Raw genomic sequence first — 16,164 nt, 5'->3', positions numbered from 1 at the left:
GCTAGACCCCTTCGACCGCGGGCAGGCGCCCGGAACGTACCGCGTCGGCGAAGGCTTGATAGTCCTGCTCGTTTTGATCTGCGTAGCGCTCGCAGAAGTCGGTGACCGAGTTATCGAATTTCTCGCTTTTGCCAAGATAGGCGGCGATCGCGACCGGGTCTCCTGATCTGGCGTGCGCCCGGGCCAGTGTCCAGCCGCAGGTGCGGGCGTAAAACTGCATCCCGAGGGGTTTCATCGTTTCCACGACCGCTGAGCCTTTCATATCCCGCAGCTGGCGCCAGTACAGGTACCGGTTTTCCTGCACTCCCTTTGTCCAGCCAAGGAAAATGTCGCTGGCGGCCTGCATCCTTCGCTGGCCCTGCACCACGCGCTGGCCCGGCTGCCGGTATCTGCTTTTGGGCAGGTGGTCCTCAAGGACTGACCGGGTTGCCTCCTTGACCTGCAGGAACAGGGGGTCGTCTGAATCGCGGCCCTGAAGCAACGCGATAAAGCCCCGGGTGCCGACGCTGCCCACACCCACCACCTTGCGGGCGATGTCGACGATTTCGAAGCGCTCGAGGAGATAGCGTCTGTCGTCCTGCAGCGTGGCCCGGTAGGACCGGAGCTGTTCGCGGGATTCCTCCCAGATCTGGTCCGCGGATAAGCCGAACGAATCACCGAACTCCCTGAGGGGGATGACAATCGGCGGCTGGCTGACGATTCGGTACTCCCCGTCCACGCGCTCAGCCAGCTTGGAGAGTGCTTGTAGGCTGTCCCGGGAACGCGCCTTCCTGGCGGTCTTTTCTGCCCTCTTTTCGATCCGTTTCGCTGCCTTTTTCTTCCCCTTACCCTTGCTGGTGTCCGCCCCCAGCTGGACCGCTGACAAAATATCCTGCTCCGTCAGGCGTGCGTACCAGATGTCCATGGTTCCCATTTGTGCGAACTCGCGCATTGCTTCGCGGTACGCCCGGACCGCGGCAAGGGTTGTCGAGCGCGCTTCTTCGCTGGTGAAGGAGTTGTTCCTGGCCGCAATGGTGAAACTGGCGGACATCCGCAGTACGTCGTACTCGAATGGTCCCGGAAGTGTTTCATCGAAGTCATTCAGGTCGAACAGCAGGGTCCGTTCGGGTGAGGCGAAAACCCCGAAGTTCGACAAATGAGCGTCGCCGCAAAGCTGGGTGGTCAGGCCGGACCTAGGTGTGTCCTTGAGGTCGGCGGCCATGATCTTGGCTGCACCGCGGTAGAACGTCAACGGCGAGTCAAGCATCCGGCCGTGACGCACCGGCACGAGGTCCGGATCCCGTGTGAGGTTCTGTTCTTCGATGAGCGCGACGGGGTCCGGGCGATCGGGGTTGGGAACCCAGCCCTGATGGGCGGAGACGGGTGTTGTCTCTCGGCAGTCCTTGCCTGCTGCCACGCGTTCTGTAACGCTCGGGTGCTTGACCTGGATACTGGCCATGATCGGCGACCTCTCTGCAGCGGCTTGTTGCGCCGTCCGGCAGGCCTCGCGGGGGTCAGACTCTGTACGGCGGCCGACGTCCAAAGAATAGCGGATTGGCCTCCGAGAGGGGATGGGTCCGGAGTCCGGAACATTGGACTCCGCCGTCTTCCCGGGCCAAACCTCCGGCTCCCGGAATCAATTACGACACCGGGCTGCGGGGAGCGAACATGATCACGGCGACCCCCACGAGGCAGATCAGCGAGCCGAGGATGTCCCAGCGGTCGGGCCGGAAGCCGTCGAACACCATGCCCCACACCAGGGATCCGGCCACGAACACTCCACCGTAGGCGGCCAGGATCCGGCCGAAATGCGCATCCGGCTGGAGCGTGGCCACAAACCCATAGACGCCCAGGGCCATCACGCCCAGGCCGGCCCACCACCACGCCCGGTCCTCCCGCACGGACTGCCACACCAGCCAGGCGCCGCCGATTTCCGCAGCGGCTGCGAGCAGGAAGAGCAGGATGGTTTTTGCAATGGTCATGGCATCCATCCTGCCGCAGGTTCGGGGCATGCCTGGCCCGGTTTTCTGCTGCCGTTTTGGGAATCTGCTGCCACTTTGGGAAGCTGCTGCCGGTTCAAAGCGGCAGCAAAACCTCAAAGTGGCAGCAGAAGTGCAAGTGCGGAGGGACCTATGCCAGCCCGCAAGTCACGCCGCTTGTGAACCCCGTATCCGCCCCCGGGCCTCGCGGTGAAGCAGGCTCTCCACGGCAACCAGCCCCACGATCAGTGCGGTAACGAGGAGAAGTGCCGCCAAAGAGGTCAACGGCAGGCCAATCACCATCAGAACCAGCAGCAGTGCAGCCGTTCCCAGCCGCCACTTCTTCCAGCCGCTGCCCATCCTCCACGCGAAGGCGGCACTGGCCAGGAGATACATCGCCGGGCCGACGAACAACGCGAAAGCACCGACGCGGCCCAGGCCCTTCCCCTCCTCGAGATGCGCCAGCGCGTCCTCCACGCCCAAAGCGGTCAGGATAACGCCGGCAACGAGGGGCAGGTGCAGGTAGGTGTACGCGACGACGGCGGCAGAAGACCGGGTGGACCCGCGCAGTGCGGCGAAGCGGTGTTCGGCGGCCACTGCCGTCACGTCGAAGTAGAGCCACCAGAGTCCGATGGACAGGCAGATGCCGGCCGCCGCACCAACAAGCACCGGCACGCTCACGGGCACCTCGGATGCCCCCACACCGATAGACACGATGGATTCGCCGAGCGCGAGGATGATCACGAGCCCGTACCTCTCGGTCCAGTGCACCGCCGAGTGGACCCGCCAGTTCCCGTGCCACGAGATGAGGAAGGTGATGCCGGTGTCCAGCGCCATGCCGGCCAGCCAGAACCAGGTCTGCGCGGTTCCGCCCAGCAACGCCCCGGTGATGACCAGCGCGGCTCCCAGAACAGCGGTGAAGGTCAGCTTGGCTATCTGGCGCCGCAGCGGCTGATCGTTCCCGGCCGCATATACGTACAGGCCCAGGTGCAGGACCCGGACCGCCGTGTATGCAAAGGCAAGTACCAGCGGGCCGTGGAGGCCGCCGTCGAGGTCTTCGAAGGCTTCCGGGATGGCGAGTGCGGCAATGAAAATCGCCACCATGACGGCGGACAGGCCGAACCGCATGAGTCCTTCGTCGGCGTGGGCCTGGTTGGCGAGCCAGGAGAAGGGCGCCCAGGACCACCAGAGCAGGACCAGGACGACCATCCCCTGCAGGACCCCCAGGAATGAATACTCATGCACCATGAATCCCGTGACCTGCGTGAAGGCGAACACGAACACGAGGTCGAAGAACAGCTCAAAGGTGGTGACCCGGTGGGTTTCGTCCGAGATGCGGGCAGCGGGAAGGGGCGGGCGCGGCAGATGCGGCATGGCACAAAGAATAGGAGGCCGCTGCCCGAGTCTGAAGGTTGGCCGCTGCATCGCCCTCAGCATCTGCTGCCCGTTTGGGAATCTACTGCCACTTTGCCCAGCTGCTGCCGGTTTAAACCGGCAGTAAAACCCGGAAACGGCAGCAGAATCGCAAACCGCGCGATTTGTTGGCTGGGCCGGGATTGCGGGATAGCCACGGGGAACAGCCCAGCTTGTGACGCCTGTCATACCTCCGGTACGGTGGCTGGACCCTCTGCGCTTCGAGTACCGGACCCCGTGTTCAGGCCACCGCGGCGGGCATAAACAGCACAACGAAGTGAGGACCCCCGTGCAGTTCCACCACCACGGCTACGTATCCGGCGACCCCCGCGTCCAGCCGGCGGCCGGCACCGGCGTCGACCGTCCCGCCGATCTGCCCGACAAAGTCGACGTACTGATCGTGGGGTCGGGGCCCGCCGGGATGCTCACCGCCGCGCAGCTGTCGCAGTTCCCCGGTGTCACCACCCGGATCGTGGAGCGCCGGGACAGCCGTCTGGTCATCGGCCAGGCGGACGGCATCCAGGCCCGCAGCGTGGAAGCCTTCCAGGCGTTCGGCTTCGCGGAGGAAATCACCGCCGAGGCCTACCGCATCACGGAAATGTGCTTCTGGCGCCCGGACCCGGAAAACCCGCAGAACATTGTCCGCTCCGGCCGCGCGCTGGATGACCCCGCCGGGATCAGCGAATTCCCGCACCTGATCGTCAACCAGGCCCGCGTGCTGGATTACTTCGCCCGGTTCATGGCCAACTCGCCCACCCGCATGACCCCCGACTACGGGTTCGAGTTCCGCAGCCTTGAGGTCGACGACGACGCCGAGTACCCGGTCACCGTCACCCTCCTGCACACCGCCGGCCCGCTCGAGGGCACCGAGCGCACCGTAAAAGCCAAGTACGTGGTGGGCTCCGACGGTGCACGCAGCAAGGTCCGCGACGCCATCGGCTGCACCATGGCCGGCGACAAGGCCAACCACGCCTGGGGCGTGATGGACGTCCTCGCCAACACCGACTTCCCCGACATCCGCACCAAATGCGCCATCCAGTCCTCCAACGGCGGCAGCATCCTGCTTATCCCGCGCGAGGGCGGGCACCTGTTCCGTATGTACGTGGACCTCGGCGTCGTGCCCGACGACGACAACGGTGCCGTCCGCAGGACCACCATCGAGGAAATCATCGGCAAGGCCAACGCCATCCTGAGCCCCTACACCCTGGATGTCCGCAACGTCGCCTGGCACAGCGTCTACGAGGTGGGCCACCGGCTCACCGACCGGTTCGACGACGTCGTGCCCGAGGACCTCGGCGCCCGCACCCCGCGCGTCTTCATCACCGGCGATGCCTGCCACACGCACAGCGCCAAGGCCGGCCAGGGGATGAACGTCTCCATGCAGGACGGCTTCAACCTGGGCTGGAAGCTCGGCCACGTGCTGGACGGCCGCAGCCCGGAAAGCCTGCTCTCCACGTATTCGGCCGAACGCCAGGTGGTGGCGAAGAACCTCATTGACTTCGACAAGGAGTGGTCATCGCTCATGGCGAAGCGGCCGGAGGAGTTCGAGAACCCCTCGGACCTGGAGGACTTCTACGTCCGGACCGCCGAATTCCCGGCCGGGTTTATGACCGAGTACACCCCCTCTATGCTCATTGCCGAGCCCAAGCACCAGGACCTGGCCGCCGGGTTCCCCCTCGGTAAGCGCTTCAAGTCGGCGCCCGTGCAGCGCGTCTGCGACACCAACCCGGTGCACCTCGGCCACCAGGCGCGGGCGGACGGCAAATGGCGGATCTACGTCTTCGCCGACGCCGCGGCGGCCGGCACCCCTTCACGGGTGGCCGACCTGGCCGAATGGCTGGACACCGCGCCGGATTCTCCGCTGGCGGCCACGCCGGAGGGCGCCGACCGCGACGCCTGGTTCGACGTGAAAGTCATTTACCAGCAGGACCACACCGGCATTGACCTCATCGCCGTCCCGCCGGTGTTCAAGCCGCAGATCGGCCCGTTCCAGCTCAACGACCTGGCCAAGGTTTACGGCGCGGACCCGTCCGCGGACATCTTCGAGCAGCGCGGGATTTCACGGAACGGCGCCGTGGTGGTGGTCCGCCCGGACCAGTACGTGGCCAATGTGCTCCCGCTGACGGCCACCGCGGACCTCGCGGCGTTCTTCGCACCGCTGCTGCCGGCCCGTCTGCCGCAGGTCTAACGGGTTCTCAACGTACGACGACGGCGGCACCCGGGTGCCGCCGTCGTCCCGCTTTAACGGCGGGGGCGGGCAGAGCCCGCTTCGAGGTGGTTTGGCCCGCAGGACAGTAAGGTCAAACCACATCCCCCGTCTGGCAGGAGCCCCAGTGCCACGCTACGAGATCACCGCGCTGCCCGTCGTCGTGCCGCTGGCGGTGGTGGTCTTCGCAATTCTGCTGTGGCGGCTGCACCGCCGAGGGGAGCAGACCCTCCCGCGGGTCGTCGTCAGTGCGGTGATGTGCGTGTACGGCGCCGGCGTTGTTGGGAACACCGTCCTGCCGATCCATATCGGCGGGCCCCGTTACAACGAGCCATGGTGGATCCGCCTCAACCTGGTACCCCTGGTGCACGCGGAACCGGGGGACCTGTTGATGAATGTGCTGGTCTTTATTCCTCTGGGCATCCTGCTGCCGCTCATCTCCCGCATCCGTTCGGTGGGGCGGGTCCTCCTCGTGGGGTTACTCGTCAGCCTTGCGATGGAGGTGCTTCAGCTCGTCAACGCCGTCCTGGCCAACGGCGGGCATATCGCGGACATCAACGACCTACTCGCCAACACCGCCGGAGCTCCGCTTGGATACGGCCTTTTCCGGGCAGCGCTGCTCCTGCCTTCCCTTCGCCGGGCCGTTAGGGCCGCTGCCTGACCGGTTTGTTATGTAAGCAGCCCGTCAGCTGGATCGATCCGCAGCCCTAGCGAATCATGGCGGGCAGGGATGTGTCTCCGGATTTCAGGCGAACGGCCCCGGCTGCTCCCCGTTGGCTGCTTCCTCAATCCAGTCCACGGCGGCGTCCGGCAGGAAATAGGAGCCGCTGCCGTCGGAAGCCATGTCGCGGGTGCGGGAGATGTCCTCCACGACCCACGGCTCCACCGCGTCGCCGTTGTTGGCGGTCAGCCACTAGCGGGACTCGGACGTGAGCTTCGGCCACCACCCGGCGATGCCCAGGTCATCGCGTTCAAACTGTTCATCGGTCATGGCTAAACTCTGGCACTTTCGTGCGCGCCGGTCGACGGTCTGCGCAGACTTGGCACTGGCTTCCCCGCCGGTTCACCCGCCGAGTTCACCCGCCGCGAAGCGGAGTTGCCCCGGATAACCGGACGTGCGACCGTGGACGGGAGGCCGCGACACGGTCTCCCGGACGAGGGGTGCCGTACCCGGTGTGCGACAAGACGGCCCGAGGGAGACTCAAATGTCATGGATTGTTTTGGTGCTGTCCGGCGTCCTGGAAGCGGTGTGGGCCACCGCCCTGGATAAGTCGCAGGGATTCAGCCGGTTCTGGCCGTCGGCCATCTTCGTTACCGCACTGCTGGCCAGCATGGCCGGGCTTGCGTATGCGATGCGGGAGTTGCCGCTGGGCACGTCGTATGCCGTCTGGGTGGGGATCGGCGCCACCCTGACCGTCATCTACGCCATGGCCACCGGTGCCGAATCGGTGTCCCTGCTGAAGATCCTGTTCCTGGCCATGATCGTTGGCGGCGTGATCGGGCTAAAGACGCTGCACTAGGCATGTTCCTGGCCGCCGCCGCAGGGTCCCACCCGCTAGATTGGACGGCATGACTGCTGCGGGGGCCGTGCTCGAGATTTCCAACCTACTGGTGGGCTACGCCGGTGCGCCGGTCTGCGGCGCCATCACTGCCCGTGCAAACCGAGGGGAGATTCTCGGCGTCGTGGGTTTCAACGGCGCGGGCAAATCCACCGCCGCCCGCACCATCGCCGGTAAGCAGCTGATGCTTGACGGCGAGGTGCGGGTCCACGGACTGCCTGCCAACGAGGATGCGATCCCGTTCCGCCGGCAGGTGGCCGCACTCTTCGACGAGGACGCGTTCTTCCCTTCCCTGTCGCTGCGGGAACATCTGCAGCTCGTCGCCCGCGGCCACGGTGTCGCCGACCCGGACTCAGCCGTCGACGCGGAACTGGATTTCTTTGGTCTGCAGGACCGCGCCGACGCCGTCCCAGAGTCCGTTTCCTCCGGCCAGCGCCGGCGGCTGCTGCTCGCCTCGGCCCTGATCCGGCCGTCCTCGCTGCTCATCCTCGACGAACCCGAGCAGCGGCTGGACCCGGTGATGCGCGAACGGGTGGGGGAGCGGATCCGCCAATACGCCGACGACGGCGGCACGGTGCTGCTCGTGACCCACGATCCCGCGCTGCTCCTCGCGACGGCCGGACGCTGCCTGCTGATCGATGACCAAGTGCGGGAGATCGAACCAGCCCGGGCCGCCGCCGAGATCGCGGGCCGGTAACCCGTGCCCCGTACCGAAGCAGCCGACCCGCTGCCCACGGAATTCAACCCGGCCCGCTACACCCATGCAGTCTCGCGGGAACACCGCCGCGGCAGTGTCCGGGTCCGGGATGTGCTGCTGGATGCCTATGCCACTGTGCTGGGAGTCGGAACCATCGGAGCCCTGGCCGGAGGATTGGTGCTGGCAATGCGGAATGAGGTGGCGAGGGCTCTGGGGTCCGGAACCGGGGGCCGCCGCACCGTTATCACCGCGGACTTGACCGCCCTGCCCGACGGCGTGGCGGTGACCGTTCTGCTCTTCGCCGCTTTGGCCTCGGTGATGGCTGGGGCCCGGAAGCTCGGGCCGGTGGCCGTGTCCTCGGCCGAGGGGTACTGGTGGCTGAGCCTGCCTGTGGACCGGCGCCAGTTCCTGGCCGGAGGGCTGCTCCGCCGGGTGGGCCTCGTCTGGGCAGCGGGTGCGGTCCTGTACCTCCCGGTCGGATTCATCACCGACCTGCAGGCAACGTTTGAGGGCCAGCTCGCCGGTGCCGTCGTCTTCGGGCTGGCCGCGGTCTGCGCACTGCTCATGGCCGCCCTGCGGCAGTCGGCGGGAAACGGCTTTCCGGACGAAGCGTTGGGTGTTGCCGGCGGATTGGTGCTGCTGGCCCTGCTGAGTCTCCTCCCCCGGCTGGCCGCCGCCGGGGAACTCTGGCCCGGCCCCGTGGCGCTGGCCGCCGCCGTCGGGCTCTGGCTCGTGGTGTTTGCGCGGATGGGCGCAGTCCCGGGCCGGGAACTGATCCGCGGCGGTGGAGTGTCGGGCCATGCCGGTGCCGCACTGTACTTAATGGACACCAATGAGCTGGGCCGGGCGTTCGCCGGCACTCCGCGCCGCGGGAAGACCTCCCACGCCCGGCGCTGGTACGCCAGGGGCGCCCGCACTCCGTTCGGCGCGCTGCTGAGGGCGGATACCACCGCGTTCCTGCGCACCCCGGGGATCTGGGGGAGGCCGGTGCTGGTGCTGCTGCTGTGTGCCACGGTTCTGCTGTCCGCCGGGCAGCAGCCGGCGCTGCTGCAGCTGGGCATCATCCTGCTCAGCATCTTCGCGGCGGTTCCGGCTTTGGGAACGCTCGCCCGTCAGACCGCGATCACGCCGGGGCTGGACGCCTTGCTGCCGCTGTCCCCGGCACTGGTCCGGCTGAGCCGGACGGCCCTGCCGGCCGCCGCCCTGGCACTCTGGTCCGCGGTGTTCTGCGCCGCCCTGGTGCTGCTGGGTGCAGGCACCCCGGAGCTGATCGGGCTTGGCGCGCTCGCCGGGGTGGGGTTTGGTGCGGCGGCGGTTCGGGGCGCCTATCGGCCGCTGCCCGACTGGAGCGCACCGCCTGTAGAGACCGTCTTCGGTCCGGTGCCCACGGCCCAGACCGGATCGCTGGCGCAGGGGCTGGACACCATCCTGCTGGCAGCGGTGCCGTTGCTGCTGGGCCTGTTTCTCGGATACGTACCGGCGGTTCTGCTGCTGGCGCAGGCGGGCTTTTCTGTGGTCTGCGTTCTGCTGGTGATGTACTCCCGTCCGAAGTAGGGTCGACGGCTCGGCGACGCGTGCCAGCACCCTTGTGCTGGGTGAAGTCCGGAGGGTTGAGTGTGCGGATGGGATTGCTTACCTACTCCATGAACTGCTCACTGGACGGCTACAGCGCCGACGCTGACGGCAACTTCGCCTGGTTGGAGCCGACCGAGGATTTTCTTGCCTCACATTCAGAGGACCTGGAGGACGCGGCCGCCGTGCTCTACGGGCGGGGTATGTACGAAACCATGGCCGTGTGGGAAACCGATCCAGCCCTGGCCGTGGGACCGCCGGGGGCGAACCGGTTTGCGGCGGCCTGGACGGCGGTGCCTAAGGTGGTGTTTTCCTCCACGCTCCCGGAGGTGTTCACCGGGCGGACGACCCTGGAACCCGCCCTGACCCCGGAAGCCGTGGAACGGGCCAAAGCTGCGGGAAACGTCATGATCGGGGGTCCGGAGCTGGCCAAGAGCGCTATGCGGATGGGGCTGGTCGACGTCGTGTCACTGGTGATCTGCCCGGTAATTGCCGGCGGCGGCACGCGGGCGCTGCCCGACGGACTGTCGCTGAAACTTCGCCTCCTGCGGGAACAACGCCTCGACAACGGGGGAGTCCGGGTGACCTACGCCGTGAAGTGAGGCTGGGCTTCCTGGATACGCGGCCCGCCCCCGGATCGAGTCTGCACGATTTACCGTTTATCAGCCCGAAATCGGTAAATTGTGCAGACTCGATGGCGAAGGATTAGAAGAGCCGTTCCGCCACGTTCACGCGGGTGGCCGAGGCCAGGGCGGACTCGACCTTCGCCTTAGGCGTTGTGCCGGGAACCGAGCTCATCAGCTGGTCATCGGGTGTGCTCTCGTCCGCGAGGTACAGACGGGTGTAGCCCACGGAGTCCGGCTCAAACGTCCAGCTCTCGGCGACGGCGACGGCGCCGGCGTCGACGGCGTCGTAGCCCAGCCCGTCGAGGAGTGCCGCCGCCTCAGCCTTGGCCGACTCGTCGTCGGCGGCGATGGGCAGCGCGGAGCGGTCCGCGGCACCGCTGGGGCGGGCGAGAAGCGGAATGTGGTGCGCCAGGATGTTATTGAACGCCTTGACGTACTGCGCTCCGGGAAGCCAACTCTGCACCAGTTCACTGGTGGTCACGGTGCTGTCATCGAGTGCGGCGATGCGCCCGTCCCGGGACGGGTAGTAATTGCTGGTGTCCAGGACGATTTTGCCGGCCAGAAGTCCGTCCGGAAGAGCGGAAACCGCGTTCAGCGGAATGGAAAGCACGACGGCGTCGCCGAGTTTCGCGGCGTCTTCCACCGTCCCGGCCTGGGCCAGCGGCCCGAGCTCGGCGACCAGGTCCGAGAGTGTTTCAGGTCCCCGCGAGTTGGCGATAACGACGTTCATGCCCGCGGCAACCGCGAGCCGCGCGACGGCCGATCCGATGTTCCCGCTGCCGATAATTCCCAATGTTGGCATTGCATATTCCTTCGATAGTGTTCAGCTGGGCCGGCCGCGGTGTCCCGCGTCTGTCCCTATGGGAGGAAACCGCCCCTGCTGCACAGGAATTCCCCCTGGAACAGCAGCGGCTTCAAGCCGCTTCGGTCACGAACGCCTAGGCCTTGGTAACAGAAAGGTCTGGTACTGTGCGTCGCTGGTTCGCAAAACCCATAGTCGCTCCGCCTGCGCAGGAAAAGAGTCTCTGACACAAATTGGCAATTTCTGAGAGCCCGTATGGACATTTACAGTGTTGGGAACACAGTGTTGGGAACACACCTAGCGACGCCAAGAAAAAATCATTTTTGGGGATGAAAAGAGCGGCCTAATGCAATCGAACATTGTTCATCGAGAAGCAGCTACCCGTCCGGTGCAGCAGCACGCCAGCACAACCACCCTGTGGTCCATCCTGACCATAGAGCCGGAGCGTAAGGAAGCAGGTGATGAAATAATCCGCCGCATTGTGGCCCCACTGTCTTCCCAACTGAGGGCTCAGCAGGGGAACCGGTTTCGGTTGTCACGCATTCTGGAATCCGACCATCAGGCCGTGCTCCTGCATTTGCTTGCCCCCGACGACGTCGCTAAGCGCTTATGGAAGTTTGCGGACGCGCTGGCGGACGAAAACGTTGCCACGCTGGGTACCGTGAAGACCTCCCACTCGCCGGGGCTCGTTTATCCGCCAGCGCCGGGTGGGCCGGTACCTGAGGTGGTGGAAGCGGCACTTGCACGGTTCGGTGGGCCAAAGGGCTTGGAACTGGTAGCTGAGATTGGCGAGATCTCCTTGGATTTGACCTTGTGGGCGGTCAATCGCTTTCCCAGCCTCAACACACGCTCGATGCTGGCTGCCCTGCTTCTCTTCGACACCGGCCACGCCATGATGCACGGGCCCCGGTCCGCTGTGTGGCCCGACCGCAGAACCACCAGCTGGGACTACTACTGGAACGCTCATCTGCACGCGTGTACAGGTTCTTTTGGATCGCACGCTTCGCAGGCGCGGAGGGCAATGAGGGCCCGGATTGCACCCCGGATTGCACCCGCACACAGGATGATGGCCGCCCTTGCCTCAGAGCCGGCAGTGGATATCTGGCGGAAGCGCTGGGCAAGGTCTATGGATGAGTATTTGTACCGGGCAGACAAACAACGCATCAGTCGCAGTGCACACCAGCTGGCTATGGGGGCTACCCAGCACGCACTCAACGGGCTGGGTTTTCCGCTGCGGGAACAGGGGGCCCTTGGCCTATATGCGCGTGCTTGGAGTAAAGAGATTGAAGCGCAGTACTCCAGTGAGGAGCTCGCTCGCACCCGGTGAATCAGTCGAGTCAGAAATGACGGCGCAGGACTAGCTGAACCGTGCCGCGGCGGACACCGCGAGGTTCCGGATGCCGGTGAAACGCTTGGCCGTGCCGATACCGTTCAGCAGCCGTGCCGCGCGGACCATTCCGTTTCCCCGCCGACGCCGGCCGGCGTCGTAGCGCTGCAGAGCTGCGGGAACGTCGGGAGCCACGCTTAGGGCGTCGACCAGGGCAACCGCGTCCAGGAGTGCCTCGCAGGCGCCGCGGCCAAGGTTCGGTGCCATGCCATGCGCGGCGTCGCCCAGCAGGGCAACGTTGCCGGAAATGTAGGAGCGGAGAGGTGGAACATCGAACAGTTCCCGGTAATCCAGCGGGCTCCCGTCCAGTTTTCCCAGCACCCGGGTGACGTCCGGGTGCCACCCGTGGTAGAGGCTGCGCAGCAGATCTGCCCCGTGGATGCTGAAGGCCTCCGGGGAACCCAATGGAGGAAGGTCTGCGGAACGGAGGCAGGCAAACCAGTTAGTGTTGCCGGGATCCAGGGGCGTAATGCCGAACAGCCGGCCGCGGCCCCACGTCTCGGTAACCCCGCCGGCCGGGCCGGAAACAACACCGCGGAAAGCCACCGTACCCAGCGCCCGGGGCGGTGCTCCGAGGTAGGCGGCGCGTAGGCGGCTGGAGATCCCGTCGGCGGCCACCACAATAGCGGCATCGGGTAGGGATGAGGGCCCGGCGACCGGTGAATTCCATTCGATAACTCCGGCGGGCAAATCCCCGGAGAGAGCGTCCATCAGGACCGTGCGCGGGACCATGCGCGCGGTTCGGCCGCGGCCCATGGCTGCGATCTGGCTGCCGTCGGGTTTCAGGAGCCGTGCGCCGTGCTCTTCCACCGAACCAGCGCGGACTGCGTCACCGGCACCCAACGCGTCCAGGGCCTTCATCGCCTCGGGCCACATGGCCAGTGCCGTTCCGCTGCCGGGCAGATGGGCAGAGCGTTCAAGTACCCGCACCGACCATCCTGCTCGGAGCAGTCCCCGCGCGACGGCGGTTCCTGCAATGCCTGCTCCGACGATCAGTGCTGAGCCACGCATGGCTTCTCCTCTTTGTTGGCCCGGTGCATCTGGTCGTACCTGCCGTCCCAGATGAGCATCTGCAGCGGATGAAACAGTGAAATCCCGAGCGGCTTATGCGGCCGATCCTGCCACAGCGCGGCTCTTGTCCCGCGCAGCGGGTGATGCGAATGTGGGCAAAGTCTGTGAAGCTGCGCGGCGGCCTGCGCCGGCACTTTGATCCGCAACCTACGCGTAAAGGACTCCCATGGAACTCGAGGAACTGCTCGCAGTGCTGAACGCCGGCGAAACGATCACCGCGGGCTCACCGCTGCATGAAGCCATGCACCACGCCAGCCAGACGGCCCTGCAGATCACCGGCGAGCTCAACAGCGGCTACCACGAACCGGCACGGGTACGGGAGCTGCTCTCCCGCCTCACTGGGAAACCGGTGGACGAGTCCGTGGCCCTGTTCCCGCCGTTCTCCGCAGATTTCGGCCGAAACATCACCCTGGGGAAACGGGTTTTCATCAACGCCGGCTGCAAATTCCAGGACCAGGGCGGCATCCATATCGGCGACGATTGCTTGATCGGCCACAACGTGGTCCTGGCGACGCTGAACCACGATCTGTCGCCGGACCGGCGTGCGGATATGCATCCGGCACCGGTCACGCTCGGCCGGAACGTGTGGCTCGGTTCCAACGTCACGGTGCTGCCGGGCGTGAGCATCGGTGACGATGCCGTGGTGGCAGCCGGCGCCGTCGTCACCAAGGACGTTCCGGCGCAGTCCCTGGCCGTGGGTTCACCCGCGCGGGTGATTCGGACACTCGAGGATTAACCACGGGTCAGGAATCAGACGCACTTGAGCCGCCATGCGATCCTGTCACTGGAGTACTTCTATTGACGTAGCTACTACGTTTATGAAAGTATCCAAACTCCACAGCAAACGAGGAGAACCGTGACGCACGCAGAACCCGCACCGATGGTGCACGAAGAGGAAGCTGCCGACGGGGCGTGCCCATCCTTCATCGCCGCCATGGACATCATCGGCCGCCGTTGGAGTGGGATCATCATCGAGGCAATAGGGCGCGGCGAGACTGGATTCGCGGACATCGGCCGCTTCATCCCGCACATTGGTGACACCATGCTCGCCAAGCGACTGCGGGAACTTGAGAACGATGGCCTCGTGGAACGTGAAGTCGTCGATGGCCGGCCGGTTCGCGTTCGGTACTCCTTGACCGTCGCAGGTCTGGCACTCCTGCCCATTCTGCGTGACATCACATCGTGGGGACACGCCTATTCATTCGGTGAGCAAGACGCCAGCACTCCGGTGGCAGCTCCGACCGACAGCGAGGGGAAGTAGTTATGGCGTTCGAAGTAGGGATCATTACCTTTGGGGAGCTGACGACCGATCTTGCGACGGGCAGCATGCCCTCTCCGGAGGAACGAATGCGTCAGACTCTCGAGCAGGCGCGGCTGGCTGACGAAGTGGGACTGGACGTTTTTGGTGTGGGTGAGCACCACCGATCGGACTTCATCGCATCAGCACCTCATATGGTGCTCGCAGCGGCCGCGACGGTTACCGAGAACATTCGGCTCACCAGCGGCGTGACCGTCTTGAGTTCGGAGGATCCGGTGCGTGTCTTCCAGAACTTTGCAACGCTGGACCTGATTTCCGGCGGCAGGGCGGAGATCATTGCCGGCCGGGGCTCCTACACAGAGTCATTTCCCCTGTTCGGCTATGACTTGGCGGACTACGCCGAGCTCTACCGGGAGAAACTCGATGCCCTGCTCGCCATTCGTGCCAACAACCCTGGCACATGGCCCGGCAGCGCCTTCACACGGCCTCTGACTGGCCTGGATATTGCACCACGGCCCGTGGGTGAGCTGCCCATCTGGGTCGGAGTAGGCGGAACCCCAGCCTCGGCCATCCGGGCCGGGCAGCTGGGCCTGCCCATGGCCTTAGCTCTACTTCTTGGACCCATCACACAGTTCGAGCGCCCTGTCGACTTCTACCGCCAGGCCGCAGCAGACGCCGGCCACGACTCCGCCGCGTTGCCGATCAGCATTAACGCCCACGGCTTGGTGGGCGATACGAGTCAGGGAGCGCGGGACGATTTCTACCCATACTTCGCTCGCGGATTGAGGGAGAACAATCATCAACGCGGAGTCGGATTCGATATCCCGCGCAACGCCTTCAACGCACAGGCGACACCCTCGGGCGGTCTCCTCGTGGGCAGCCCCCAAGAGATCATTGACAAGCTGCTTGCGTACCACGAGCTGTATGGGGTTTCGCGAGCAGTATTCCAGATGGGATTTGGCGGACTTCCCCAGAAACAGCATCTGAAAGCGATCGAACTACTGGGGACAGAGGTAGCTCCCGTCATCCGTGAGGAGACCGCGAAGCAGAACGCGGTCAAGGTATGAGCCGCCCCCTACAGGTCGCAATCGTCAACGGCAGTCCGAATGCGAACTCCAAGACCATGGCGCTCGTCTCGCTTATCACGGATTCGCTAGGGCAGAAGTTGGACCTGGAAGTACATCAAACCAACGTGTACGACCTGGGCCCATCGTTCTTCACCGCTATCGAGCGCGAAACCCTGTTGCCGGAAGTTGAGGCGGAGTTCAGCGCCGTAGAGTCGTCCGATCTACTTATCGCGGCTACTCCCGTATACCGGGGTTCATACTCTGGGATGTTTAAGCATTTCTTCGACCTCACCGGCCAGTACGCACTCACAAACAAACCAGTCATCCTCGTAGCAACAGGGGGAAGTGACCGGCACGCCCTGGTGATCGAACACGAGCTTCGACCCCTCTTCGGATTCTTCCAAGCCGCCACCATCCCGGTGGGCTTCTACGCCAATGCGGGCGACTTCGAGGGCAACCTGGTGCTTAACGCCGAGGTTTACAGTCGCATCGAGATCGCCATTGGCGACGTAATCGACAAGTTGAGGGTTCTCGCCACAACCTAGTGG

The 16,164-nt window shown here is 65.2% G+C and carries 17 protein-coding genes and 1 riboswitch; of the genes, 11 read left to right on the top strand and 6 right to left on the bottom strand.

The window, feature by feature from the left end:
- Position 1: 1 nt before the first annotated feature.
- The 3 genes from QNO10_RS13520 to QNO10_RS13510 all read right to left on the bottom strand — a co-directional run bounded on the left by QNO10_RS13520 (position 2) and on the right by QNO10_RS13510 (position 3,332).
- Positions 2–1,438: a DUF2252 domain-containing protein gene (locus QNO10_RS13520; protein WP_229946306.1), complete on the bottom strand. Its 1,437-nt coding sequence runs from the start codon at positions 1,436–1,438 to the stop codon at positions 2–4.
- 181 nt (positions 1,439–1,619) lie between these two features.
- Complete coding sequence (locus QNO10_RS13515; protein WP_229946309.1) at positions 1,620–1,961, bottom strand: YnfA family protein; 342 nt, start codon at positions 1,959–1,961, stop codon at positions 1,620–1,622.
- Between the two features lie 165 nt (positions 1,962–2,126).
- Positions 2,127–3,332, bottom strand: a complete 1,206-nt coding sequence (locus QNO10_RS13510; RefSeq protein WP_229946312.1) for a low temperature requirement protein A — start codon at positions 3,330–3,332, stop codon at positions 2,127–2,129.
- Positions 3,333–3,660: 328 nt separating this feature from the next.
- Between QNO10_RS13510 and QNO10_RS13505 the strand changes: the two genes are divergently transcribed.
- Both QNO10_RS13505 and QNO10_RS13500 read left to right on the top strand, forming a co-directional pair.
- Complete coding sequence (locus QNO10_RS13505) at positions 3,661–5,559, top strand: FAD-binding monooxygenase (protein WP_229946662.1); 1,899 nt, start codon at positions 3,661–3,663, stop codon at positions 5,557–5,559.
- A gap of 145 nt (positions 5,560–5,704) precedes the next feature.
- Positions 5,705–6,238 carry a VanZ family protein gene (locus QNO10_RS13500; RefSeq protein WP_229946315.1) on the top strand — a complete coding sequence of 178 codons (534 nt, stop codon included), beginning with the start codon at positions 5,705–5,707 and terminating at the stop codon, positions 6,236–6,238.
- Positions 6,239–6,322: 84 nt separating this feature from the next.
- Here QNO10_RS13500 and QNO10_RS13495 read toward each other — a convergent pair whose 3' ends face one another.
- On the bottom strand, positions 6,323–6,463 hold the full coding sequence (locus QNO10_RS13495; RefSeq protein ID WP_229946318.1) for a hypothetical protein: 141 nt from the start codon (positions 6,461–6,463) through the stop codon (positions 6,323–6,325).
- Between the two features lie 242 nt (positions 6,464–6,705).
- Positions 6,706–6,772, top strand: a riboswitch (guanidine-III (ykkC-III) riboswitch).
- 10 nt (positions 6,773–6,782) lie between these two features.
- On the opposite strand from QNO10_RS13495, the gene QNO10_RS13490 reads away from it, so the two are divergent.
- The 4 genes from QNO10_RS13490 to QNO10_RS13475 all read left to right on the top strand — a co-directional run bounded on the left by QNO10_RS13490 (position 6,783) and on the right by QNO10_RS13475 (position 10,007).
- Positions 6,783–7,097, top strand: coding sequence for a DMT family transporter (locus QNO10_RS13490; RefSeq protein WP_229946320.1), 315 nt, complete (start codon positions 6,783–6,785; stop codon positions 7,095–7,097).
- A gap of 49 nt (positions 7,098–7,146) precedes the next feature.
- On the top strand, positions 7,147–7,833 hold the full coding sequence (locus QNO10_RS13485; RefSeq protein WP_229946324.1) for an ABC transporter ATP-binding protein: 687 nt from the start codon (positions 7,147–7,149) through the stop codon (positions 7,831–7,833).
- 3 nt (positions 7,834–7,836) lie between these two features.
- Entirely contained in the window at positions 7,837–9,387 is a 1,551-nt protein-coding gene (locus QNO10_RS13480) for a DUF6297 family protein (RefSeq protein WP_229946327.1), read from the top strand.
- 68 nt (positions 9,388–9,455) lie between these two features.
- A complete protein-coding gene (locus QNO10_RS13475) occupies positions 9,456–10,007 on the top strand; it encodes a dihydrofolate reductase family protein (protein WP_229946330.1) in 552 nt (183 codons plus the stop codon).
- Between the two features lie 103 nt (positions 10,008–10,110).
- Here QNO10_RS13475 and QNO10_RS13470 read toward each other — a convergent pair whose 3' ends face one another.
- Entirely contained in the window at positions 10,111–10,833 is a 723-nt protein-coding gene (locus QNO10_RS13470) for an NADPH-dependent F420 reductase (protein WP_229946333.1), read from the bottom strand.
- Positions 10,834–11,179: 346 nt separating this feature from the next.
- Here QNO10_RS13470 and QNO10_RS13465 point away from each other — a divergent pair, with 346 nt between their 5' ends.
- Positions 11,180–12,160 carry a hypothetical protein gene (locus QNO10_RS13465; RefSeq protein ID WP_229946336.1) on the top strand — a complete coding sequence of 327 codons (981 nt, stop codon included), beginning with the start codon at positions 11,180–11,182 and terminating at the stop codon, positions 12,158–12,160.
- A gap of 30 nt (positions 12,161–12,190) precedes the next feature.
- Here QNO10_RS13465 and QNO10_RS13460 read toward each other — a convergent pair whose 3' ends face one another.
- Entirely contained in the window at positions 12,191–13,231 is a 1,041-nt protein-coding gene (locus QNO10_RS13460) for an FAD-dependent monooxygenase (RefSeq protein ID WP_229946338.1), read from the bottom strand.
- Between the two features lie 226 nt (positions 13,232–13,457).
- On the opposite strand from QNO10_RS13460, the gene QNO10_RS13455 reads away from it, so the two are divergent.
- From QNO10_RS13455 to QNO10_RS13440, 4 genes are all read left to right on the top strand, one after another.
- On the top strand, positions 13,458–14,027 hold the full coding sequence (locus QNO10_RS13455; RefSeq protein ID WP_229946340.1) for a DapH/DapD/GlmU-related protein: 570 nt from the start codon (positions 13,458–13,460) through the stop codon (positions 14,025–14,027).
- A 120-nt stretch (positions 14,028–14,147) separates the two neighbouring features.
- Positions 14,148–14,552: a winged helix-turn-helix transcriptional regulator gene (locus QNO10_RS13450; protein WP_229946342.1), complete on the top strand. Its 405-nt coding sequence runs from the start codon at positions 14,148–14,150 to the stop codon at positions 14,550–14,552.
- 2 nt (positions 14,553–14,554) lie between these two features.
- Positions 14,555–15,616, top strand: coding sequence for an LLM class flavin-dependent oxidoreductase (locus QNO10_RS13445; protein WP_229946344.1), 1,062 nt, complete (start codon positions 14,555–14,557; stop codon positions 15,614–15,616).
- Entirely contained in the window at positions 15,613–16,161 is a 549-nt protein-coding gene (locus QNO10_RS13440) for an NAD(P)H-dependent oxidoreductase (RefSeq protein WP_269437778.1), read from the top strand. Before QNO10_RS13445 ends, QNO10_RS13440 begins: the two co-directional genes overlap by 4 nt.
- Positions 16,162–16,164: the final 3 nt, after the last annotated feature.

Origin of the sequence: Arthrobacter sp. zg-Y919 (assembly GCF_030142045.1) — a bacterium.
GTDB lineage: Bacteria > Actinomycetota > Actinomycetes > Actinomycetales > Micrococcaceae > Arthrobacter_B.
Note: the sequence above shows the minus strand (reverse complement) of the source record. Positions and strands in the feature narration are given on the sequence as shown.

Excerpts from the sequence above, each read along its gene's own strand:
- QNO10_RS13445 (WP_229946344.1), top strand. The coding sequence starts at position 14,555 with ATGGCGTTCGAAGTAGGGATCATTACCTTTGGGGAGCTGACGACCGAT.
- QNO10_RS13470 (WP_229946333.1), bottom strand. The coding sequence starts at position 10,833 with ATGCCAACATTGGGAATTATCGGCAGCGGGAACATCGGATCGGCCGTC.
- QNO10_RS13460 (WP_229946338.1), bottom strand. The coding sequence starts at position 13,231 with ATGCGTGGCTCAGCACTGATCGTCGGAGCAGGCATTGCAGGAACCGCC.
- QNO10_RS13455 (WP_229946340.1), top strand. The coding sequence starts at position 13,458 with ATGGAACTCGAGGAACTGCTCGCAGTGCTGAACGCCGGCGAAACGATC.
- QNO10_RS13510 (WP_229946312.1), bottom strand. The coding sequence starts at position 3,332 with ATGCCGCATCTGCCGCGCCCGCCCCTTCCCGCTGCCCGCATCTCGGAC.
- QNO10_RS13465 (WP_229946336.1), top strand. The coding sequence starts at position 11,180 with ATGCAATCGAACATTGTTCATCGAGAAGCAGCTACCCGTCCGGTGCAG.
- QNO10_RS13440 (WP_269437778.1), top strand. The coding sequence starts at position 15,613 with ATGAGCCGCCCCCTACAGGTCGCAATCGTCAACGGCAGTCCGAATGCG.
- QNO10_RS13485 (WP_229946324.1), top strand. The coding sequence starts at position 7,147 with ATGACTGCTGCGGGGGCCGTGCTCGAGATTTCCAACCTACTGGTGGGC.
- QNO10_RS13515 (WP_229946309.1), bottom strand. The coding sequence starts at position 1,961 with ATGACCATTGCAAAAACCATCCTGCTCTTCCTGCTCGCAGCCGCTGCG.
- QNO10_RS13490 (WP_229946320.1), top strand. The coding sequence starts at position 6,783 with ATGTCATGGATTGTTTTGGTGCTGTCCGGCGTCCTGGAAGCGGTGTGG.
- QNO10_RS13475 (WP_229946330.1), top strand. The coding sequence starts at position 9,456 with ATGGGATTGCTTACCTACTCCATGAACTGCTCACTGGACGGCTACAGC.
- QNO10_RS13520 (WP_229946306.1), bottom strand. The coding sequence starts at position 1,438 with ATGGCCAGTATCCAGGTCAAGCACCCGAGCGTTACAGAACGCGTGGCA.